Origin of the sequence: Rahnella inusitata (assembly GCF_018288855.1) — a bacterium.
GTDB lineage: Bacteria > Pseudomonadota > Gammaproteobacteria > Enterobacterales > Enterobacteriaceae > Rahnella > Rahnella inusitata.
This window is the reverse complement of record NZ_CP065024.1, coordinates 4537407-4560262: the sequence shown is the minus strand read 5'-3', so window position 1 is coordinate 4560262 and position 22856 is coordinate 4537407. Positions and strand designations below refer to the sequence as shown.

The 22856-nt window shown below is 53.4% G+C and carries 19 protein-coding genes; 8 read left to right on the top strand and 11 right to left on the bottom strand.

All coding sequences use genetic code 11. The annotated features are described in order from the left end of the window. Window positions 1-175: 175 nt before the first annotated feature. A complete protein-coding gene (locus I2123_RS21225; RefSeq protein WP_112169269.1) occupies window positions 176-1468 on the bottom strand; it encodes an MFS transporter in 1293 nt (430 codons plus the stop codon). 860 nt (window positions 1469-2328) lie between these two features. On the opposite strand from I2123_RS21225, the gene uxaC reads away from it, so the two are divergent. The 4 genes from uxaC (at window position 2329) to I2123_RS21205 (ending at window position 7525) form a co-directional block, all read left to right on the top strand. After that, window positions 2329-3741 carry a glucuronate isomerase gene (gene uxaC / locus I2123_RS21220; RefSeq protein ID WP_213051469.1) on the top strand — a complete coding sequence of 471 codons (1413 nt, stop codon included), beginning with the start codon at window positions 2329-2331 and terminating at the stop codon, window positions 3739-3741. 142 nt (window positions 3742-3883) lie between these two features. Beyond that, window positions 3884-5335: a tagaturonate reductase gene (locus I2123_RS21215; protein WP_213051468.1), complete on the top strand. Its 1452-nt coding sequence runs from the start codon at window positions 3884-3886 to the stop codon at window positions 5333-5335. 10 nt (window positions 5336-5345) lie between these two features. After that, window positions 5346-6836, top strand: a complete 1491-nt coding sequence (locus I2123_RS21210; RefSeq protein ID WP_112169275.1) for a UxaA family hydrolase — start codon at window positions 5346-5348, stop codon at window positions 6834-6836. A 125-nt stretch (window positions 6837-6961) separates the two neighbouring features. Further along, entirely contained in the window at window positions 6962-7525 is a 564-nt protein-coding gene (locus I2123_RS21205; RefSeq protein ID WP_112169277.1) for a YgjV family protein, read from the top strand. 23 nt (window positions 7526-7548) lie between these two features. On the opposite strand, the gene I2123_RS21200 is transcribed toward I2123_RS21205, so the two are convergent. The 7 genes from I2123_RS21200 to pyrB all read right to left on the bottom strand — a co-directional run bounded on the left by I2123_RS21200 (window position 7549) and on the right by pyrB (window position 13675). Further along, on the bottom strand, window positions 7549-8280 hold the full coding sequence (locus I2123_RS21200) for a proteasome-type protease (RefSeq protein WP_213051467.1): 732 nt from the start codon (window positions 8278-8280) through the stop codon (window positions 7549-7551). A gap of 31 nt (window positions 8281-8311) precedes the next feature. Beyond that, window positions 8312-9106, bottom strand: coding sequence for a transglutaminase family protein (locus tag I2123_RS21195; RefSeq protein ID WP_112169281.1), 795 nt, complete (start codon window positions 9104-9106; stop codon window positions 8312-8314). Further along, window positions 9106-10047, bottom strand: a complete 942-nt coding sequence (locus I2123_RS21190) for an alpha-E domain-containing protein (protein ID WP_213051466.1) — start codon at window positions 10045-10047, stop codon at window positions 9106-9108. The genes I2123_RS21195 and I2123_RS21190 overlap by 1 nt, the downstream gene beginning before the upstream one ends. Next, window positions 10041-11495: a circularly permuted type 2 ATP-grasp protein gene (locus I2123_RS21185; RefSeq protein ID WP_213051465.1), complete on the bottom strand. Its 1455-nt coding sequence runs from the start codon at window positions 11493-11495 to the stop codon at window positions 10041-10043. Before I2123_RS21185 ends, I2123_RS21190 begins: the two co-directional genes overlap by 7 nt. A gap of 320 nt (window positions 11496-11815) precedes the next feature. Then, a complete protein-coding gene (gene ridA / locus I2123_RS21180) occupies window positions 11816-12202 on the bottom strand; it encodes a 2-iminobutanoate/2-iminopropanoate deaminase (RefSeq protein WP_112169291.1) in 387 nt (128 codons plus the stop codon). Window positions 12203-12255: 53 nt separating this feature from the next. After that, on the bottom strand, window positions 12256-12720 hold the full coding sequence (gene pyrI, locus I2123_RS21175) for an aspartate carbamoyltransferase regulatory subunit (RefSeq protein ID WP_213051464.1): 465 nt from the start codon (window positions 12718-12720) through the stop codon (window positions 12256-12258). Between the two features lie 19 nt (window positions 12721-12739). Next, complete coding sequence (gene pyrB / locus I2123_RS21170; RefSeq protein ID WP_112169293.1) at window positions 12740-13675, bottom strand: aspartate carbamoyltransferase; 936 nt, start codon at window positions 13673-13675, stop codon at window positions 12740-12742. A 416-nt stretch (window positions 13676-14091) separates the two neighbouring features. Here pyrB and I2123_RS21165 point away from each other — a divergent pair, with 416 nt between their 5' ends. Beyond that, window positions 14092-14562 carry a NanQ anomerase/TabA/YiaL family protein gene (locus I2123_RS21165; protein ID WP_112169299.1) on the top strand — a complete coding sequence of 157 codons (471 nt, stop codon included), beginning with the start codon at window positions 14092-14094 and terminating at the stop codon, window positions 14560-14562. 11 nt (window positions 14563-14573) lie between these two features. On the opposite strand, the gene I2123_RS21160 is transcribed toward I2123_RS21165, so the two are convergent. Further along, window positions 14574-16346 (bottom strand): sugar phosphorylase, encoded by a 1773-nt coding sequence (locus tag I2123_RS21160; protein ID WP_213051463.1) that lies wholly within the window; start codon window positions 16344-16346, stop codon window positions 14574-14576. Between the two features lie 173 nt (window positions 16347-16519). Continuing rightward, complete coding sequence (argF, locus tag I2123_RS21155) at window positions 16520-17527, bottom strand: ornithine carbamoyltransferase (protein WP_112169303.1); 1008 nt, start codon at window positions 17525-17527, stop codon at window positions 16520-16522. A 171-nt stretch (window positions 17528-17698) separates the two neighbouring features. Here argF and rraB point away from each other — a divergent pair, with 171 nt between their 5' ends. From rraB to I2123_RS21140, 3 genes are all read left to right on the top strand, one after another. After that, entirely contained in the window at window positions 17699-18124 is a 426-nt protein-coding gene (rraB, locus tag I2123_RS21150) for a ribonuclease E inhibitor RraB (protein WP_112169305.1), read from the top strand. Between the two features lie 216 nt (window positions 18125-18340). Continuing rightward, a complete protein-coding gene (locus I2123_RS21145; RefSeq protein ID WP_213051462.1) occupies window positions 18341-19771 on the top strand; it encodes a glycoside-pentoside-hexuronide (GPH):cation symporter in 1431 nt (476 codons plus the stop codon). A gap of 14 nt (window positions 19772-19785) precedes the next feature. Continuing rightward, window positions 19786-21345, top strand: coding sequence for a glycoside hydrolase family 43 protein (locus tag I2123_RS21140; protein ID WP_213051461.1), 1560 nt, complete (start codon window positions 19786-19788; stop codon window positions 21343-21345). A gap of 42 nt (window positions 21346-21387) precedes the next feature. Here I2123_RS21140 and I2123_RS21135 read toward each other — a convergent pair whose 3' ends face one another. Beyond that, window positions 21388-22821: a 6-phospho-beta-glucosidase gene (locus tag I2123_RS21135; RefSeq protein WP_213051460.1), complete on the bottom strand. Its 1434-nt coding sequence runs from the start codon at window positions 22819-22821 to the stop codon at window positions 21388-21390. Between the last annotated feature and the right edge of the window lie 35 nt (window positions 22822-22856).

The window sequence follows — 22856 nt, the reverse complement described above, 5'->3', positions numbered from 1 at the left end:
TTTAAAGTAGTGAACCTGCAACGAATGAGTCTGACAGATCCCGGGACCTGTTATACAAGTACCAGTATACGGTTTAAGAAGAGGGGATGCACCGTGCATTGGTCAGAAAGGCAGGGGGGATATCTCAGAAAAAGCAAAGCCCGGCAAAGGATCTTACCGGGCGGCAATCAGCGGATCAGGCTTTCGCGGTTTTTAGCGGAGCCGGAACAGGTTCTACTGCGGAACGGTTTTGCAATACTGTCCAGATGATGATGGCACCCAGCAAGTCGAAGACGGCGAGCGCCGCAAACAGCGGGCTGAAACCGATGGTATCGGCCAGCGCACCAACGACCAGCGCAAACAGGGTACTTGCCGTCCAGGCGGCCATCCCCGTCAGTCCGTTAGCTGTCGCCACTTCGTTACGACCAAACACGTCAGAGGAGAGTGTAATCAGCGCGCCAGACAGTGACTGGTGAGCAAAGCCACCCACACACAATAAAGCGATAGCTGCGTACGGGCTGGTGAACAGGCCGATCATGCCAGGGCCTATCATCAGGACTGCACCCATGGTCACGACCATTTTGCGGGAAACGATCAGGTTCACTTTAAAATGTTTCTGGAAGAACGGCGGCAGATAACCACCAAGGATACAGCCGAGGTCAGCAAACAGCATCGGCATCCAGGCGAACATCGCGATTTCTTTCAGGTTGAAGCCATACACCTTGAACATAAACAGCGGGATCCAGGCGTTGAATGTACCCCAGGCCGGTTCAGCCAGAAAACGTGGTAGTGCGATACCCCAGAACTGACGGTTACGCAGGATATCCCAGGCAGACATTTTCTTGCCGTTGGTGGTTTGGTGCTGCGCTTCCTGACCTTCCAAAATGTAATCGCGTTCTTCGTTACTGAGTTTTTTCTGATCTTTCGGGTGTTTGTAGAGAACTAACCAACTGATCGCCCAAAGCATGCTGAGCGCACCGGTGATGACGAAGGCGAGCTGCCAGCTGTGCATGATGATGCACCAGACAACCAGCGGTGGCGCAATCATCCCGCCGATAGAAGAACCCACGTTAAAGTAACCGACGGCAATAGAACGTTCTTTTGCCGGGAACCATTCGCTGCTGGCTTTGAGGCCGGCAGGGATCATCGCGGCTTCTGCCATACCGACAGCACCACGTGCTATGGCGAGGCCACCCCAGCTGCTGGCCAGCGCGGTCGCCATACAGAAGATGGCCCACATGATGGCAAACATGGCGTAACCGACTTTGGTGCCCATCACGTCGAGAACATAACCGGCTACCGGCTGCATCAGGGTATAGCAGGCGGAATAGGCGGCGATAATATAAGAATATTGCTGTGTACTGATGTTGAGCTGACTCATCAGTGTCGGTGCTGCAGCGGCTATGGCGTTACGTGTTAAATAACCTAGTACAGTCCCGACGGTGACCAGCCCGATCATGTACCAGCGTAACCCTTTGATCTTACCCATTTAACTCACTCCCAGTAAATAATCCGGCAATGACAGCTAAGGCTGTCATCGCACATTTCGCGCCATCTGACTCAGCATGGGCTTCTGGCTTTTCCTTAAAGTGTTTTCCGGGAACATCGCCGCCAGAGGATTTCGCTGGGGGGAGCTGCCCGATGACTCACGCACTGCTTTATTCTTATCTGTGCGTAAGGGTCCGATGAACTTCCTGCACACCAGAACAACTGCTTCACCTTTCGGCTGACTGCACCTGAGAAGTGTTGTCCGGCAACAGCGAAAGGACGTGGCAGGTAATCTCTGACGCTCTTGTCCGGACGCAGCAAAGATAACTTGTCATACAGATTTAAAATTTGAATGACATCACAAAACCACATTTAAACTGTGTGCTTACTTAACTTTTTTAAATTCACTGTTATTTACTTGATTTTACAGAGTTAATGGATTTTTTATCGACCGCGGTCACACTTTTAGCTGATTACGTAACAACCAGCACCTGAAAATTCAAACCAAAGTGGTGTAACAACTTTACGATTCGTTCACAAACGGGGAAAAGAGAGTTAAAACGGCTTTAGGCAAGCCATCAGCGGGTGGCGGGGATTGCTGGCAGAGAAATAACTTGTCATACCGATTTAAAGTTTGAGTGACATCACAAAATCACACTCGGAATGTGAGGATAATAGCGGCCAGTGCTTAAAGACTCTAAAGTTTTTGTTTTACAGAGAATTAGTGTGTGTTTTATAACGGAAATCGCCCACTTTCGCACAAGAGTGCCCCTAAAAAGAGCTGGACGATAAACTGAATTGGTGTGATAACTTCGCACCATTGAGAGACAACTCTACAGAATTCATGATGAGGAACCTAAGATGGCGCAGTTTTTAACGGAAGACTTCCTTCTCGACACAGAATTCGCACGTCGCCTGTATCACGACTACGCGAAAGATGAGCCCATTTTCGACTACCACTGCCATTTGCCACCTGAGCTGATTGCCCAGGATTATCAATTTAAAAACATGTACGACGTATGGCTGAAAGGCGATCACTACAAATGGCGCGCGATGCGTACCAATGGTGTGCCTGAGCGTATGTGTACCGGTGATGCCACTGACCGCGAGAAGTTTGACGCCTGGGCGGCAACGGTTCCGCACACCATCGGAAACCCGCTGTACCACTGGACCCACCTCGAGCTGCGTCGTCCGTTCGGCATCACCGGTAAATTGCTTTCTCCGTCTACCGCAGGCGAAATCTGGGAGCGCGGCAATGCTTTGCTGGCGCAGGATGACTTTTCTGCCCGTGGCATCATGAAACAGATGAACGTGAAAATGGTCGGCACCACCGATGACCCTGTCGATTCTCTGGAACACCATAAAGCCGTGGCGCAGGACAGCAGTTTTGACATCAAAGTGCTGCCAAGCTGGCGTCCGGACAAAGCCTTCAACATTGAAGCAGCGACCTTCGTGGATTACATGAAGAAACTGGAAGCGGCCTCTGATGTGTCTATTAGCCGTTTCAACGATCTGCGTGATGCCCTGAAAAAACGGATGGACCACTTCGCGGCGCACGGCTGCAAAGTTTCCGACCACGCGCTGGACGTTGTGGTGTACGGCGAAGCGGACGACGCGACGCTGGATGGCATTCTGGCCCGCCGCCTGAGCGGTGAAACGCCAACCCCGGCAGAAATCGCGCAGTTCAAAACCGGCGTTCTGCTGTATCTGGCTTCTGAATATCAGCGTCGCGAATGGGTACAGCAGTACCACATTGGCGCGCTGCGTAATAACAATACCCGGATGTTCCAGCTGATCGGTGCAGACGTCGGTTTCGATTCCATCAATGACCAGCCGCTGGCAGAACCGCTGTCCAAATTATTGGGTGCGCAGGGCATGGCCGGTGGCCTGCCGAAAACCATTCTGTACTGCCTGAACCCTCGTGATAACGAAGTGATCGGCACCATGGTCGGTAACTTCCAGGGTGAAGGGATGCCGGGCAAGATGCAGTTTGGTTCTGGCTGGTGGTTCAATGATCAGAAAGACGGCATGCAGCGCCAGATGACTCAGCTCGCCAACCTCGGTTTACTCAGCCGTTTCGTGGGCATGCTGACCGACAGCCGCAGCTTCCTGTCTTATACACGTCACGAATATTTCCGCCGCATTCTGTGCCAGATGATTGGCCGCTGGGTGGAAGAGGGCGAAGCGCCGGCAGATATCGAACTGCTGGGCAGCATGGTGAAAAATATCTGCTTCGACAACGCCAAACAGTATTTCCAGATTGAACTGAACTAAAAACGCACGACGGGGCGCAGGTTCCTGCGCTCCGATAATAAACAGAGCAATAACAACTAATTATCCCATTTAGCACGGCGGCCACAGGACACATTCTTTGTCCTCAAAGACCGGCGTCTGAGCAAATTAAGGTAAATGTGAGATGCAAAGGTTAAATCGCCGTGACTTTCCAGGCCGTCAACATCCCGACAAAATTATTCAGTTCGGTGAAGGTAACTTTTTGCGGGCGTTCGTTGACTGGCAAATCGACCTGTTAAATGAACATACCGATCTGAACGCCGGTATCGTGATCGTTCGCCCGATTGACACCGATTTTCCGCCTTCGCTCAGCACGCAGGATGGCCTGTACACCACCATCATCAGCGGCCTGAACGAGCAGGGCGAAACGGTGCGTGATACGCGCATCATTCGTTCCGTCAACCGCGAAATCAATATTTATCATCAGTTTGACGAGTATCTGGCGCTGGCGCGCGATCCCAATATCCGCTTTGTGTTTTCCAACACCACCGAAGCAGGGATCAGCTACGTCGAGAGCGATCGTCTGGAAGACGCGCCACCGGCCAGCTTCCCCGCCAAACTGACCCGTTTGCTGTTCGAGCGTTTCACTCACTTCTCTGGCGCTGCCGATAAAGGCTGGGTTTTACTGCCGTGTGAACTGATCGACTACAACGGCGAAGCCTTGCAGGAACTGGTGCTGCGCTACGCACAACAGTGGGCATTACCTGCTTCCTTTACCCAATGGCTGGAAACTAGCAACACCTTCTGCTCAACGCTGGTTGACCGCATCGTGACCGGTTATCCACGCAGCGAAGTGGACAGTCTGCAGCAGGAACTGGGCTATCAGGACAGCTTTTTCGACAGCGCGGAACACTTCTATCTGTTCGTGATCCAGGGGCCGAAAAGTCTGGCTCAGGAGCTGCGTCTGGACAAACTGCCGCTGAACATTCGTTTAGTTGATGACATCAAACCGTACAAAGAACGCAAAGTGGCAATCCTCAACGGTGCGCATACCGCGCTGGTGCCGGTGGCATTTCTGTGTGGTCTGAACACCGTCGGCGAATCGATGAATGATGCGCAGTTAAGCCGCTATGTTGAGCTGGCTATTTCTGAAGAAATCTCGCCGGTACTGGATCTGCCGCAGGATGAACTGACCTCCTTCGCGCAGGCCGTGCTGAGCCGTTTCCGCAACCCGTTCATTCAGCATCAGCTGTTGTCGATTGCCCTGAACGGCATGACTAAATACCGCACCCGTATTCTGCCGCAACTGCTGGCGAGTCAGGAAAAACATCAGATCCTGCCGCCACGCCTGACCTTCGCGTTGGCCGCGTTGCTGGCATTTTACCGCGGCGAACGTAATGGTGAAATCTATCCGTTGCAGGATGATGCCCACTGGCTGAGCCGTTTCTCAGAACTGTGGAGCAGCGTACGTAACGGCGAATTACCGCTGGCCGGGCTGGTGGAAACCGTGCTGGCCGATGAAGAACACTGGGGACGGGATCTCAACACCGTGCCTGGCCTGACCGCTAAAGTGACCGAACAGTTACAGGCGATCGAAGACCGTGGCATGCGCGATGCGCTGGCGGCTTACAGCTAAGAGGGCGACTATGCAAAGTATCATTCAAATTCATCCTGCTGATAACGTTGCCGTGGCACTGCGCGACATTGAAGCCGGTGAGCGCGTCGAAGCGGGCGATTATCAGGTCGTGTTGCCAGAAGCGGTTGCCCGTGGTCACAAATTTGCCCTGCGCCCGATTGTGGCCGGGGAAAATATTGTCAAATACGGCCTGCCGATTGGCCATGCGCTGTCCGTGATTGAACCGGGCGTGCATATCCATTCGCAAAACGGCAAAACCAATTTAAGCGATCTGGATCAGTACCAGTATCAGCCGGAGTTTGTGACCGTGCCTGAGCAGATGGCCGATCGCGAAGTCCAGATCTATCGCCGAAAAGACGGTCAGGTGGGGATCCGCAACGAGCTATGGTTAATCCCGACCGTCGGCTGTGTGAACGGTATCGCCCGTCAGATCCAGACGCGTTTTCTCAAAGAGACTAATGACGCAGAAGGCACCGACGGTGTTTATCTGTTCACGCATCCGTTTGGCTGTTCGCAGCTGGGTGACGATCACATTAATACCCGCACCATGCTGCAAAATATGGTGCGCCACCCGAACGCCGGTGCGGTGCTGGTAATCGGCCTGGGTTGTGAAAACAATCAGGTGGACGTATTCCGCGAGACGCTGGGTGACGTCGACGAAGACCGCGTGCGTTTCATGACGCTGCAAAAATTCGATGACGAAGTGGAAGCCGGTCTGGAGCGTCTGCGCGAGCTGTATGCCGTCATGCGTAATGACAAACGCGAGAGCGGTAAACTCAGCGAACTGAAGTTTGGTCTGGAATGCGGTGGCTCCGACGGGCTGTCCGGTATCACCGCCAACCCGCTGCTGGGGCGCTTCTCTGACTATGTGATTGCTAACGGCGGCACCTCCGTGCTGACCGAAGTGCCGGAAATGTTTGGCGCAGAACGTATCCTGATGAGCCGTTGCCGTGACGAATCAACGTTTGAAAAAACCGTCCACATGGTGAACGACTTCAAGCAGTACTTCATCGAGCATAATCAGCCGATTTACGAAAACCCGTCTCCGGGCAACAAAGCCGGGGGTATCACTACCCTGGAAGAGAAGTCGCTCGGTTGTACGCAGAAAGCCGGTCAAAGCCCGGTCATGGACGTACTGAAATACGGCGAACGCCTGACCACGCCTGGGCTAAACCTGCTCAGCGCGCCGGGTAACGATGCGGTGGCGACCAGCGCATTAGCCGGTGCCGGCTGCCACATGGTGCTGTTCAGCACCGGACGCGGCACGCCTTATGGCGGTTTCGTTCCGACGGTTAAACTGGCAACCAACAGCGAGCTCGCGGCGAAAAAACCACACTGGATCGATTTCGATGCCGGTCAGCTGATCCACGATGTCACCATGGATCAACTGCTGGGCGAATTTGTGGATCTGATCGTGGCGATCGCTGATGGCCGCAAAGCCAAAAACGAGCTGAATGATTTCCGTGAATTAGCGATTTTTAAAAGCGGTGTCACATTGTAACCCTGCGGCTTTATCGTTAGGATGAAACGGCGTTTCAATTATGAAGCGCCGTTTTTACGTTACAGCTTTGCGTAGCAGCGATACGTGAAAAAACGACGAAGTCTTCTACGCAGAGAGCCTGATAAATGACGTATTACTGGTTTGCCCAGTCGATTGGTGTGGTGGCTTTTGTTGTCGGCATCACCATGTTTTTCAACCGCAGCGATCGACGCTTCAAACAGCAACTTTCCGCCTACAGCGCCATTATCGGCGTGCATTTCCTGCTGATGGGCGCCGCACCCGCAGGCATGAGCGCCTTGCTCAACTCTATCCGTACCCTGATTTCCCTGCGCACCCGTAACCAGTGGATTATGGTGATTTTCATCGTCCTGACGCTGTTCTTAGGCCTGAGCCGCGCGCATCACTGGATGGAGTTATTGCCGGTCGGTGCCACCGTCGTCAGTACCTGGGCGCTTTTTCGCACCAGCGGGCTGACCACGCGCTGCATCATGTGGTGCTCAACCTGCTGCTGGGTGGCGCATAACGTCTGGCTCGGCTCGATTGGCGGCTCGCTTATCGAAGGCAGTTTCCTCGTCATGAACGGTTTTAACATCATTCGCTTCCGCCGCCTGCAACTGCGTGGCATCGATCCTTTCCTGGTGGAAAAGAAGATTGTGAAGAAGATGGATCAGAACAAAGCGGCGGAGTGAGATTTCACTCCGTCTCAGGAAAATTACTCTTCCAGCTTAAGCGGCGGCAGCTGCGCGAAGATGCTCAGCAAGCCTTCGCCCCAGCCTTTGCGGATCATGTCGAAATACGGGTGCGTTTCGGTGATCCGATATTGTTGCGCGGTACTGTAGCTGTCGCTCGGGTAGGTCAGGACGTCGAGCGGCAGACCGACGGACAGATTGCTGCGCAGCGTGGAATCCATTGAAATCAGCGCGCACTGCATCGCCTGATCCAGCGGGGTATCGAAGCTCAGCACGCGATCGATAATCGGCTTGCCGTATTTGCTTTCACCCACCTGAAAATAGGGCGTGTCGTGCGTGGCTTCGATGAAGTTGCCTTGCGGATAGATGTGGAACAGCCGCAGGCCTTCGCCCTTTATTTGCCCGCCGAGCAGCAGGTTGCAGCTGAAATCCGTGGTGCCGCCCTGATTCGCGCCGCTGTCGCGGGCAATCACTTCGCGCACCGTTTCACCGAGCAGGCTGGCGGCGTCATACATCGACGCCACGTTGAGCAGGTTTTCCCGTTGATCATCCAGACAGCGGCGATGGAGCAGACTGATAATGCTCTGTGTGGTCGCCAGATTTCCGGCACTTTGGAGCACCAGTACGCGTTCATCGCTTTGATGAAAAACGTGCAGTTTTCGGAAAGTGGAAATATGGTCCACCCCGGCATTGGTGCGCGAGTCTGATACAAACACCAGGCCAGAGGACAAGCGCATGGCCACACAGTAAGTCATAGAAAAATCTTCCTATTTCAAGCAGTCAGGATTATTGCGGAATGTCGAACATTTCGACCGCCGCGACAGTGCGCATGTCTTCGCATCCCCCACCTAACCGGATACCGCGAACCGGACATGCATCAAGATAATCTATGCCGATAGCCAGTTTCAAATGCTGATTGGGCTGGCAGGTATTATTCGTGACATCGAAGCTTTGCCAGCGGTCATCCAGCCAGGCTTCGGCCCACGCGTGCATCGCCACATGGGCGGAGTCTTGGGTATAGAGATAACCGCTGACGTAGCGCGCCGGAATGCCCAGACTACGGCAGCAGGCGAGGAAAACGTGGGTGTGATCCTGACACACGCCCTGCTGCGCAGAAAACGCTTGTGAGGCGCTGTCTTTTACCGTGGTGGTGCCTGGGCTGTAGGGCATTTTCAGCAACAGCTCACCCATCAGGCTGCACAGACTTTCGTGTTGTGCCTGCGGGCGGTAATAACGGTTGGCAAAATCGCGGATCGCGCCATCGGCCAGCGTCAGCGGGCTGGTGCGCAAAAACACCAGTGGCGAGAGATGCCCGCAGTTGTCGTCCTCGGTATTGTCTTCAATTTCGACCACGCCGTTAGCTTCAATGGTGATCGCCTGATGCGGCTGATCCAGCGTCAGCACATGCAGCACGTTGCCGTAAGCATCGAACGTGCGGGTGGCGTATTCCGGCAGCGTTAAATCCCATGACAGGATTTTCTGATGGCTGGAGTTCTGCGGCGTGAGGCGCAGATATTGCGTGCTGTGTTTGACCTGTTGCGCATAAGTGTAATGCGTCTGATGACTGACATTCAGTTTCATTATTGTGCCTCCAGATAGGTCTGATGGATGCTCTCTGCGATAGCGCCGGTCTGGTCGAGGAACTGCATCAACCAGGGGCTGAGACCCATTTCGACAATTTCTTCCATTTCGGTGAAGCGTAGCTGCGCGTGCAGGGTGTGAACGCGCCGGCGTGGCAGATTGCCCGCTGTACCGCCGATTTCGTCTAACTGCTCGGCCATAATCTCCACGCATGACAGCAGGGATCGCGGCAACTCACGGCGCAGGATCAGCAACTCGGCGATGCGCTTCTGGCTGAGTTGCTGTTTGTACAGTGTATGGAATGCCTCGCGTGCACTGACGGCGCGCAGTAGCGTGTCCATCCGGTAATATTCGCGCACCGGATCTTCATCCGCGTTAAGCAGCTGATTTTTGGCATCCAGCAGGCGCGCAGTGCTGTCTGCACGTTCCAGCATGGTGCCGAGGCGGATGAAATTTTGGGCGTCGCTGCGCAGCAAAGTGCCGAACATCGCGCCACGGAACAGATGTGAGCGCTCCTTAACCCAGTCGAAGAAGGAATCCGCACCGGCGGAACCGACGCCCTGACGGCGGATCAGTTTCATCTCAATCCATGTGGCGTTGATGCTTTCCCAGACTTCAGAAGACAGGCTGCCGCGCACCGCGTGGGCGTTGTTCCACGCCATTTGCAGGCAGCTGTAAATACTGCCGTGATTGATGTTATCGAGCGCGAAAAAGTTGAGCAGATTGCTCATGGTCAGCTGCGGATAATGTTCATTGAACAGCGTGCGGGTACCGGTCATGGTCAGCGGCACCAGCAGATCGTTATTTTCATCGCGCGCCATGACGTCACGGATCGACATCATCGACAGCTTGTTGGTGACGTCCAGCAGACGGGCGATATTCTCGGCGCGTTCCAGATAACGCGCCATCCAGTACAGCTCACTGGCGGTTCTGCTTAGCATGCGTCATCCTCCGTCGAATCTTCTTCTTCCAGCACCCAGGTATCTTTCGTCCCGCCGCCCTGCGATGAGTTGACCACCAGCGATCCTTCGGCCAGCGCCACGCGGGTTAAACCGCCGGGAACCAGACGGATCTCCGCACCGGTGAGCGCGAAGGGCCGCAAATCGATATGGCGGGGTGCCAGACCATTTTCGACAAACGTCGGGCAGGTGGAGAGCGCGAGCGTTTCCTGTGCGATGTAATTCTCGGGGCGGGTTTTCAGTAAATCGCGAAAACGTGCCAGTTCCTCAAGGCTGGCCGTCGGGCCAATCAGCATGCCGTAACCGCCCGCGCCGTGAACCTCTTTCACCACCATTTTTTCCAGATTCGCCAGCACAAAAGACAGGTCAGATTGCTTACGGCATTGCCACGTCGGCACGTTATTGAGGATAGGATCTTCGCCCAGGTAGTAGCGGATCATCTCAGGCACGTAAGGGTAGATGGATTTGTCGTCAGCAACGCCGGTGCCGATGGCATTCGCCAGCACCACGCCACCGGCGCGGTAGACCGAAAGCAGGCCGGGTACGCCCAGCATGGAATCGGCGCGAAACGCCAGCGGATCCAAAAACGCATCGTCGATGCGCCGGTAGATAACGTCGATCTTGCAGGGACCCGCGGTGGTACGCATCAGCACTGCACCGTCTTTAACGAACAAATCGGCGCTTTCAAGCAGTTCAACGCCCATTTGCTGCGCAAGAAAACTGTGTTCGAAATAGGCACTGTTAAAACGCCCCGGTGTCAGCACGACGACGGTAGGATCGTTAACTGGCGTGCTTTCACGCAAAGTTTGCAGCAGATGAGAAGGGTAGCGCGAAACCGGTGCGATGCGCTGCTCGGCAAACAGCTCCGGGTACAACCGCATCATCATTTTGCGGTTTTCCATCATGTAGGAAACGCCGGACGGTGTGCGCAGGTTGTCCTCCAGCACGTAGTATTCACCATCGCCGCCGCGCACCATGTCGGTTCCGGCGATGTGAGCGTAGGTATCACGATGAAGATCGATGCCCTGCATACAAGGCTGATACTGATCGTTGGCCAGCACCTGTTCGGCAGGCACCAGTCCGGCTTTGAGTATTTTCTGGTCGTGATAAATATCATGCAGAAATGCGTTCAGCGCCTGAACCCGCTGGCGGATCCCGCGATCGAGCATTTTCCATTCCCCGGCGGGAATAATGCGCGGCACGCTGTCAAACGGGATCAGCCGCTCTGCGCCATCATCTTCGCCGTAAACATTAAAGGTAATCCCCACCCGGTGGAACAGCAGCGCTGCTTCCTCTTTTTTGCGCTGGACGGCCTGTTGATCGGCCTGCTGCAACCATTGCCAGTAAGCCTGATAATGACTGCGGTGTTTCCCTTCAGCCATTAACATTTCATCAAAGAAGGGTGAATCGGAAAGGTCAATCTTAATCATCATCACCTCACAAACTGGACCGGCTGCAATTGAATCGTTCAATAACAATGAAGATCACGCATAAAGTGTGCCATCGTGCAAAACCCGCGGAAAATCAGGGGTCAGGACGGGCATCTGCTCTGAAAAGGTGCAGAAAAAGCCACGGCTGAGTGAAAAGAGGGCAAAAAAGGTCGGGATATAATGAGTATGGTCGCTGATGAGGCAATCGCCACTGCCGGGCGAAAACAACAGAAAGGCTAATGGGTGGGGGGATTCATAAAAAGCAGGCGAAAAAAAACCAGCCCGAAGGCTGGCTCATTAAAACCTGATGCTTTCGCGAATTAACGGCGAACAGCGATGGCTTCGATTTCGATTTTTACGTCTTTTGGCAGACGGGCAACTTCAACGCATGAACGCGCAGGGAAAGGTGCTTTATGCTCGGTAAAGAATGCTTCGTAAGTGGCATTAACGGTGGCGAAATCATTCAGATCTTTCACGAAAACGGTAGTTTTCACGATATCTGAGACTTTCAGGCCAGCGGCTTCGACGATAGCCTGCACATTTTCCAGTGACTGACGCGCCTGAGCGGCGATGTCTTCGGCGACGGCACCGGTTTTAGGATCCACAGGGATCTGACCGGAGGTGATGATCATGCTGCCCAGATCCACGCCCTGAACATAAGGACCGATGGCGGCTGGAGCGTTTTCAGTGCTGATTTCGCGGGACATAATGTCTCCTGATTATTGAGTAGTTGGAACGAGATTCGCGCCAGTATAATCGGTCAGTCGTTGTTGAGCACGACCTGATGCTCAAACTCTTTCTCGCAATACTTACATTTCAGATGCACGCCGTCAGCGCGCTGTTTCACCGCAAAGCTCGAATCCACCGGCTCAAAACGACTGATGCAATTGCTGTTCGGGCAACGCAGCACGCCGACGATCCGGTCCGGCAGCGTCGGCATCAGCTTCTTCACCACTTCGTAATCATCAATGCGGTTCACCGTCGCGCGCGGAGCGTAGACCGCCAGCTGATTGACCTGTTCATCGGTCAGGAAGGTGTTCTCGATTTTGATGATGTCTTTGCGGCCAAGTTCACCGGACGGAAGATTCAGGCCGACGGTCACGCGCTGTTCCGTCTGGGTAAATTTGAACAGCGACAGCAATTTAAACCCAACCTGCGCCGGAATATGGTCGATGACCGTGCCGCATTTGATCGCTTCAACCTGAAGTTTATTGTCGTGAGTCATAGTCATTTTCTCCTCAAGTTTACTGTGCAGTATCTGCGTTCAGAACCAGCGCCAGCAATGCCTGACGCGCGAAAATTCCGTTACCGGCCTGCTGGAAATACCAGGCGTAAGGCGTCTTATCAACGTCCGGGGTGATTTCGTCGATGCGCGGCAGCGGGTGCAGAACTTTCAGGTGCGGCTGTGCGTCCGCCAGATCGGCGGCGCGCAACACAAACTGGGCTTTGACGTTGGCGTACTCGGACGGATCCAGACGCTCTTTCTGCACACGGGTCATGTACAAAATGTCAATTTCCGGCACCACTTCGTCAATGCTGCTATGCAGACTGTATTCAATGCCTTTCTCTTCAAGCAGCGCCAGAATGTATCCCGGCATCGCCAGCGCGTCGGGCGCGATGAAGTAGAAACGGTTACCGTTGAATTTCGCCAGTGCCTGCGCCAGAGAGTGGACGGTGCGACCATATTTCAAATCGCCGACCATCGCGATTTTGATGTTATCCAGACGCCCCTGGGTTTCCTGAATGGTAAACAAATCCAGCAGCGTCTGCGTGGGATGCTGGTTCGCGCCGTCACCGGCGTTAAGAACCGGAATGCCGCCGGAGAATTCTGTCGCCAGGCGCGCCGCGCCTTCCTGCGGATGGCGCATCACGATGGCATCGACGTAGGTGCTGATGACCGAAATGGTGTCGGCCAGCGTTTCACCTTTTTTGCCGAGCGAAGTGTTGCTGCTGTCGGAAAATCCAACCACCGATGCGCCGAGGCGATGCATGGAAGTCTCGAAGGACAGACGCGTTCGGGTTGAGGCTTCGAAGAAACAGCTGGCGATCACTTTGTGTTTCAGGAGCTCGGGTTGCGGCGTGGCTTTCAGGCTGGCGGCGGTGTCGAGCACCAGCTCCAGCTCTTCGCGGCTGAGATCGTTGATTGAAATGATGTCTTTTTGATACAGCGGGTTCGCCATCGTCATTCTCCTGTTTCTTTGTTCTTAAAAGATGCGCTTTCCGACAGGTGCGCACTCAAATTTCAGACAAAAAAAAGCCCCTGCAATGAGGGGCCTTTCTTTTTGATCAACTGAACGCTGACCGGCAATACAACGGAAGAACAACGGCAGCGGGCTGCCTGATGGCACGGCGTTTGGTCGATCGTCTGAGCGCAAAACGTGGCAATTGTTCATGGGTTCTCCCGGCAAATTGTGGCGCATTATACGCGCGTAACCGACGACATCAAGCGGAAAAATCACTCACAGGCAATCGGTTGGCTGCGCGCCTCTTCGCAGGTGAAAACTGTTAACTGGATCAAATGGCGGACAACCGCAGTGCTTTATCATGAGACGACATTGAAACATCATTTCATTTTTAACTTAACGAAGGGAAACTCATGATCACCGGCAACATTCATCAACTGCACTTAGTGCCTTATCTGCCCGCCGCATTGCGCGAAGCCATCGAGTTCGTTAAACAGAACATCACCGCCGACACCTCGCTGGGTAAACACGATATCTGCGGCGACGACGTATTTGTACTGATTTCTAATGATTCCACCGCGCCCCAGGCGGAGCGCCGCGCCGAATTCCATGCGCGTTATCTGGACATCCAGATTGTCCTGAACGGCACTGAAGGGATGACGTTCAGCAACTTACCGGCGGGTTATGTCGATACTGACTGGCTGGCTGACAAAGACATCGCGTTTCTCGCCGCCGGCGAACAGGAAAAAACCATGATCATGCAGGCCGGTGACTTCGTGGTGTTCTATCCTGGCGAAGTCCATAAACCGCTGTGCGCCGTCGGCGAACCGGCCAACGTGCGCAAAGCCGTGGTCAAAATGGACGTCAGCGTTTTACCCGTTTAAGTTTTTGTGGGTTAGCGCTTACTTCGCTTAAATAACTTCATCCGCCAGCGACGCAGCCTGCCAAGACGTTCTGGCGCTTTCAGTTTATGTTTGATCCACACCACCTGCCATGGCTGGAGTCGCGTCTGGCCGGCGAACGCGTTTCCGCTGATCAGATCCTTTCCTTCCACTGCCAGTTTCAGCACCTGTGAATGGCTGCTGATGTTAAACACGCAGGTAATGCGATCCTCGGTTTTTGGATCATAACGCTCCATCGCAAACAGCGATTTTCCGAGATCAAAAACCCGCTGACCGGCCTGCGGAGAGAACGCAGGATGGGCGCGGCGGTGCTTAATCAGGTCCTGCAATCCGTTGAATATGCGGGCGCGCAGGCCGTCTTTTTTCTCCAGCTCGGCTTCAAGCTTGTCCAGATCCAGCTTTTTGCGATTAATACGCCGGTTGATGCCCGACTGGTGCATCCCCTCGAGATCGTTTTCACTGCCCAGCAGGCTGTGGATATAAATTGCCGGCACGCCGATGAATGACAGCAACAGCGCCTGCGCCGCCAGGAACTTGCGCGCTTTCATCTCGATGTCATCTTCCGGCTCTGTCAGGGCGCTCAGGTAATTAATATTCAGCTCGTAAGGCGAATGGGTGCCGTCACCGTTGTCTTTATAGGAGACGCGACCTTCTTTGCGCAGCGTTTCCTGCGCCATATATTTACGCTCATCATCACTGAGAAAGGTTTCGGTCGGGCGTAAGCCGATGCCGTCGTGGCTGGCAAGAAAGTTAAAATACGTCGTCTCAGGGTAGCGCGCTTCGGCATTCAGGCTTTGCGCCCACTTTGTCAGCGTGGTGGTGTCTTCGCGTAAAAAAGCGTGCAGCGTCAGCGGCGGCAATGGGAACTGATACACCATGTGCGCCTCATCGCCTTCTCCGAAATAGCTGATATTTTCGTGATGTGGCACGTTGGTTTCTGTGATGAGCCGCGTGCCGGGGATCACCTCATCCAGGATGGTGCGCCACACTTTGATGATGTTGTGCGCCTGAGGCATGTGAATGCATGACGTGCCCACTTCCTTCCAGATATAACCAATTGCATCGAGTCGGATCGACTGCCCGCCGCTGGCCGCGTATTGCAGCAGCACATCGATGCTTTCCAGCAGTACTTGCGGATTTTTAAAATTGATATCCACCTGATCTTCGCTGAACGTCGTCCACAGATAGGGCTCGGTGCCGTCGGTTTTGATAAACGGCGTCAGCAGCGGCGAGGCGCGGGGGCGAACGACGCGGCTGTAATCAAGCTCGGGATTGGAGGCAATAAAGTAATTTTGGTAGTACGGATCGTCGTGCAGATAACCTTTCATCCAGTCGCTTGAGCGCGAGATGTGGTTGATCACGCAGTCAAACATCAGATTAAAGTTTTCAGAAAGGTGGTGAATATCCGACCAGCCGCCGAGATTTTCGTCGATCCGCCGATAGTCGATCACGCTGAAGCCGTCGTCCGAGCTGTACGGGTACATCGGCAAAATATGAATATCGCTGATGATTTCACGCAGATACGTATTGGCAAAATGATTGAGCGTCGCCAGCGGCGGCTGTTCGCCGTGGCGCAGGTTATCGCCGTAGGTGATGAGATAAATATTTGTGCCATCGACCCAGTGCGTGGTGCGATGTTTGCCGTAGTTCCATTTGTCGGCGAGATGCAGGATTTTTTTCAGCAGATCGGCGATGTGTTCCCTGGGGTAAATCCTGCTTAGCAGGCTTTCCAGTCGCAGGACATACTCAAGATTAACTGAGCTCATATCGGTTCCTTCTTACTGCGTTACTGTTTTTCTGATGGAGTGATAAAACCAACGCGCTGTAAAAAGGTTAGTTGAAAATGAAGGGCTGTGACGGCAAAAAGGGGAGATAGCAGAGGATTCTGGCGTAAAAATGCGGCATCATCCGGGAAAAACGCGAATGATGCCGGGATGAATTATTCCGTGCCGAGGGTGGCCACCATCACGGCTTTGATGGTGTGCAGACGGTTCTCCGCCTGATCAAACACCACGCTGTGCGCCGATTCAAACACCTCATCCGTCACTTCCATACCGCCGTTCAGGCCATACTCTTGTGCCATCTGTTTGCCGAGCGACGTCTGATCGTCATGGAAAGCGGGCAGGCAGTGCAGGAACTTGACGTTCGGGTTGCCGGTCATCGCCAGCATCGCGCTGTTGACCTGATAAGGGCGCAGCAGGGTGATGCGTTCCTTCCAGGCTTCTTTCGGCTCGCCCATCGACACCCAGACGTCGGTATACAGGAAATCCGCATCTTTCACGCCGGTTGCGATATCCTCGGTCAGAGTAATCTTGCCGCCGTTTTCGGTGGCGAGATGCTGGCAGGTCGCGACCAGTTCAGCGTCCGGCCAGCAGACTGATGGCGCGACAAGGCGTAAATCCAGTCCGCACAGCGCCGCGGCTTCCAGCAGCGAGTTCCCCATATTGTTGCGGGTATCCCCCAGATAGGCGAGACGCATCCCTTTCAGCGGCTGATCGGGCAAGTGTTCCTGCATGGTCAGCAGGTCAGCCAGCAGCTGCGTCGGGTGGAATTCGTTGGTTAAGCCATTCCACACCGGTACACCGGCGAATTCCGCCAGCGTTTCAACGTTATCCTGCCCAAAACCGCGATACTGAATACCGTCGTACATTCTGCCAAGCACGCGGGCGGTATCTTTCATCGACTCCTTATGGCCGATCTGGCTGCCGCTCGGGCCGAGATAAGTGACTTTCGCCCCCTGATCGTATGCGGCAACTTCGAAAGAGCATCGTGTGCGGGTTGAGTCTTTTTCGAAGATGAGCGCGATGTTTTTGCCTTGCAGGCGGGCTTTTTCGGTGCCGTTTTTCTTTGCTGCTTTGAGTTCAGCGGAGAGTTTCAGCAGGGACGAAATCTCTGACGGGGTAAAATCCAGTAACCTGAGAAAATGACGTTTACTCAACAAACTCATGATGTCGCTCCATAGCGCGTAAGCATTTCGGATTGAATTAAAATTCAATTTATCTGGATGAATATGCAATTACAACCCTGAAGTAAAAACTTTGTCGTTGTTTATAGTGGAGGCTGGCCCTGCGGTGTGTGAAAATAGACTACAAACGTCACATTGATTGAGGACAGAGAAATGGCAAACCGTGAATTGCTGGAAGAACAACGTGAAGAAACTCGCTTAATCATCGAAGAACTGCTGGATGATGGCAGTGATCCTGACGCGCTTTACACCATCGAACACCACTTATCTTCAGAGAAGTTTGAAGTGCTGGAGAAAGCGGTCGTTGAAGCGTTCAAACTGGGTTATGAAGTTTCCGACCCGGAAGAGCTGGAAGCGGAAGACGGTACTGTCATGATGTGCTGCGACGTGATCAGCGAAGTTGCGCTGAATGCAGAACTGATCGACACCCAGGTTGAGCAACTGATGAATCTGGCTGAAACCAACGGCGTAAACTACGACGGCTGGGGTACTTACTTCGAAGGCGATGACGACGAAGAGGGTGAAGAAGGCGAAGATGAAGATTTCATCGATGAAGATGATGACGGTAAACGTCATTGATTGAGTCGGGCTTCTGAATTTCGATTCATGAAGAAATAAAAGGCTGCCGGAAACGGTGGCCTTTTTTGTTTGTGCATGACAGTCCCCTTTGTGACTCCCTTCGCATTAAGCAAATTTCATAAACCCTAAATGAAATATGGTTAAATTCAATACAACGGCTAAAAGCTAACATACCAATTCTGAAAGTTATTCTACCTCATGGTATGGAGTCAGATTATGGCAGCCGTAAAGAAATTGTCTGTTATAGAAAAACTCGGTTTTGGTATGGGAGATGCCGCGTGCGGGATCGTTTATTCCTCCGTCACGATGTTTCTGACGTACTTTTATACGGATATCTACGGTCTCTCCGCCGCAGCTGTCGGGGTGATGTTTCTGGTTACACGCATTCTGGATGCTGTCAGCGATCCGCTCACCGGGATTGTCGCCGACCGTGTAAAAACACGTTGGGGGCATTTTCGTCCGTGGCTGATTTGGTTTGCGATCCCTTACGCGATATTGGCGGTCATGACCTTCACCACGCCGGATTTCGGGCATTCGGGCAAACTACTTTACGCCTACATTACGTATTCACTGCTGATGCTGTGTTACACGTTTATCAATATTCCTTACTGCGCGCTGGGCGGTGTGATCACCTCGGATGATAAAGACCGGCTCTCCGCGCAATCCTACCGTTTTACGATTTCCTCTCTGGCCGGTTTGCTGGTTTCCGTCGGGACATTGTGGCTGGTGGATTATTTTGGGAAAGAGGATTTGCAGGCTGGATATCAGGCAACAATGGCGGTGATGGGCGTCATCGCCACTTGTATGTTGGTGTTTTGTTTTTGCTTCACCAAAGAACGCATCACCGCTGAGGATACTCGACATGTCTCGGTGCGTAGTGATTTAAAGAATCTGCTGTCGAATGACCAGTGGCGGATTGTTGCCATCATCACCTTTTTCTCCAGCATGGCGGGCGTCATGCGCAGTTCGGCGACGCTGTATTACGCGACCTATCTGATGCTGGATAAAGGACAAAGTTTGGTGAGTGGTACGGCGATGAAAAGCACGTTTATTACCACCAGCGTGGTCGGTACGATATTCGGGGCGATAGCGGCGGGGTATTTTGCCAGGCGCTTTAGTACGCTGACGATGTTTAAAAATATCAATCTGCTGCTGGTTCTGGCGGGTGTGGTGATGTTCTTTGTGCCGCCGAAATTCCTGCCGGTTATTTTTCCGCTGTATTTCATTATTGGTTTTTTACACCAGATGTATCAGCCGTTTAAATGGAACATGATGGCAAATGCAGCGGATTACGGAGAATGGAAAACCGGACGGCGGATCACCGGATTATCCTTCTCCGGTAACTTATTCGCCTTAAAACTCGGCATGGCGTTTGCCGGTGCGTTGGTCGGATTTTCTCTCGGTTGGTTTGGTTATCATGCAGGCGCAGAAACCCAAACCGCGCTTGCCACCACCGGTATTATTGGTCTGCTGACTGTCGGCCCCTCAATTTCTTATCTGATCCTCTATTTCCTCGCTCGTTTCTACAAACTCGATGATGCCACGATGAAAAATATCCAACACGATCTGGCGAAACGAAGCGTGGAGATTGCCCGCGAGCAGGAAAACGAAGCCGGTCATATGGCTCCTGTGATGGCCGTTAAATAATGGAGAACCTCGGTATGGCGATAGCAATCCAACATGATGGGATCGCAGATACAGACGACGGACGCTACCAGAATCCGATCCTGCATGCTGACTATTCTGATCCGGATATTGTCTGCGTGGGCGATGATATTTATATGGTCGCCTCAAGCTTTAACCATATTCCCGGCCTGCCGGTTTTGCATTCAACGGATCTGGTTAACTGGACTCTCGTCAACCACGTCGTGCCACGGATTAATTATCCGGCTTACGACAGCGTGCAGCCTGGAAAAGGGATCTGGGCACCCAGCATTCGTTATCACAACGGGCTGTTCTGGGTGTTTTATAGCATGCCGGATGAAGGCATTTTTATGTCTTACGCCGAAGATCCGCGGAAAGCCTGGAGTGAGCCACATTGCATTAAAGCGGTAAAAGGCTGGATCGACCCCTGTCCGTTCTGGGATGACGACGGGCGGGCGTGGCTGGTGCATGCGTTTGCTCACAGCCGGTCCGGTATCAAGCATCAGTTACAGCTGTGCGAATTGTCCCCCGATGCGACATCATTGCTCGATCAAGGCCAGATCATTTTTGATGGTACGGTCTCTCACCCGACAATCGAAGGGCCAAAGGTGTATCAGCGTCACGGTTGGTATTACATTTTTGCGCCCGCCGGAGGTGTTGAGAGCGGCTGGCAGACGGTACTTCGCTCCCGTGAGATAACCGGTCCGTTCGAGAGCCGCGACGTTTTACATCAGGGGACATCCAAAGTAAATGGCCCGCACCAGGGCGGTTGGGTGGAATTGAAAAATGGCGAGTGCTGGTTTGTGCATTTTCAGGATGCGGCACACGCTGGCCGTATTGTGCATCTGCAACCGATGCGCTGGAATCAGGATGACTGGCCGGAAATTGGCGAACAAGTGGATGCCCAAGGACTCGGGCAGCCAGTATCGGTTTACGCAAAACCTGCTGGTTGTTCGTCTGGTTGGCCCTGCGTTCCACAAACGTCTGACGACTTTGCCGAAGGCCGCTTCGGGCTGCAATGGCAGTGGCAGGCGAACCCGCAAAGTCACTGGGTGAAACCGTCTGCGGCTGGACTGAGGCTGGCGTGTTTACCCTCCGGGCCGCGAGCGTTGTACGACACGCCGCAACTGTTGCTTCAAAAGTTCTCTGCGCCACAATTTACCGTCACCACACGCATTACCCCTCACTTTAGCCACGACGGTGAGCAGAGCGGGTTGATCGTCTATGGCGAAAGGTATGGCGCGGTATCCGTGTGTCAGCAGCAGGGCGAAAACAGGTTGGTGTTTGATTTCGGATGGATGAGCGATAAAGGCGAACTGAGCCAGAGAAGAACTGTGCTGGCTACTTTGCGGCACGGGCATGCGGTATTTATCAGGGCGAACGTCTTATCGCATGGCGTCTGCTGTTTCTCCTTCAAACAGGATGAGGCAGAAGACTGGAAAACCGTTGAACCTCAATTTGCCGCGTCAGCCGGAAAATGGGTCGGCGCGAAAATCGGTATTTATTCTGTGTCTTCGACGGTGAATGCTGAAGCGGGATTCGGCGAGTTTGCGTATTTCGAGATGAAGGCGGAATAATTCCAAACAAAGCCAGCCCGTGCAGGGCTGGCTGTCATTTTCTTAAAGTACTTCGCCGTTGCTGCCAATCACTTTCTGATACCAGGCGAAACTCTCTTTTTTGGAGCGCGCCATAGTGCCGGTGCCGTCGTCGTTTTTGTCGACGTGGATGAAGCCGTAGCGTTTGCTGTACTGGCCGGTGGTGAAGGACACGCAGTCGATGCAACCCCAGGGGGTGTAGCCCATCAGCTCAACGCCGTCTTCCAGCACGGCCTTCTTCATTTGCTCAATGTGAGCTTTCAGATAAGCGATGCGGTAATCATCATGAACCATACCGTCGTCAGCCACTTTGTCGATCGCGCCAAAGCCATTTTCGACGATGAACAGCGGTTTCTGATAACGCTCATACAGAATATTCAGCGTATAGCGCAGGCCAACCGGGTCAATCTGCCATCCCCAGTCGGAGGCTTTGACGTGCGGGTTAGGTACGCTGCCCGCGAAACCGGACAAACCGTTATCATCACTCGGGTTGTGCGCGGAAATTGCGTTGCTCATGTAATAGCTCAGGCCGATGTAATCAGCGCAACCCTCGCGCAGCGCCTGCAAATCGCCGTCTTCCATTTTGATGTTAAAGCCACGACGTTCCCACTCTTTCAGCGCATACGCCGGGTAGTAGCCGCGCATGTGGACGTCACTGAACAGGAAGCGCTCGTGCATCGCTTCGACGGAATACATCACGTCGTCCGGATGGCAGGAGAACGGATACAGCGGCACCATGGCGATCATGCAGCCGATCTGGAAATCTGGATTGATCTCGTGGCCGAGTTTGACCACTTTGGCGCTGGCCACGAACTGGTGATGCAGCACCTGATACATGGTTTCTTCAGGGTTTTCCTGCTCGGTGAAGACCACGCCGGAACAGCAATAACCGAACAACGGATACTGCCAGTTACGCTGGTTGTTGATCTCGTTGAAGGTCATCCAGTATTTAACTTTGCTTTTGTAGCGCTCCATCACCACCTGACTAAAGCGCACAAAGAAATCCACCACCTGACGGTTTTTCCAGCCGCCATACTCTTTCACCAGATGCCACGGCATCTCGAAGTGGGAGAGGGTGATGACAGGCTGGATGTTGTGCTTGAGCAGCTCATCAAACATATCGTCGTAGAATTGCAGACCGGCTTCGTTCGGCTGTAATTCGTCACCGTTGGGGAAGATGCGCGTCCAGGCAATCGACGTGCGGAAGCATTTGAAGCCCATTTCGGCGAACAGTGCGATGTCTTTTTTGTAATGGGAATAGAAATCCACGGCTTCATGATTCGGATAGCTGTAGCCTTCGAGCACGCCGTCGGTCATTACGCGGTCAACGCCGTGCGCGCCCCCGGAAAGCACGTCACAAATGCTGACGCCTTTACCGCCTTTATTCCAGCCGCCTTCAACCTGATGCGCCGCAACCGCGCCGCCCCATAAAAACTCTTTTGGTAACTGATGGCTCATTTCGTTCTCCCTTAATGTTTGATGCGGGCGGAGAC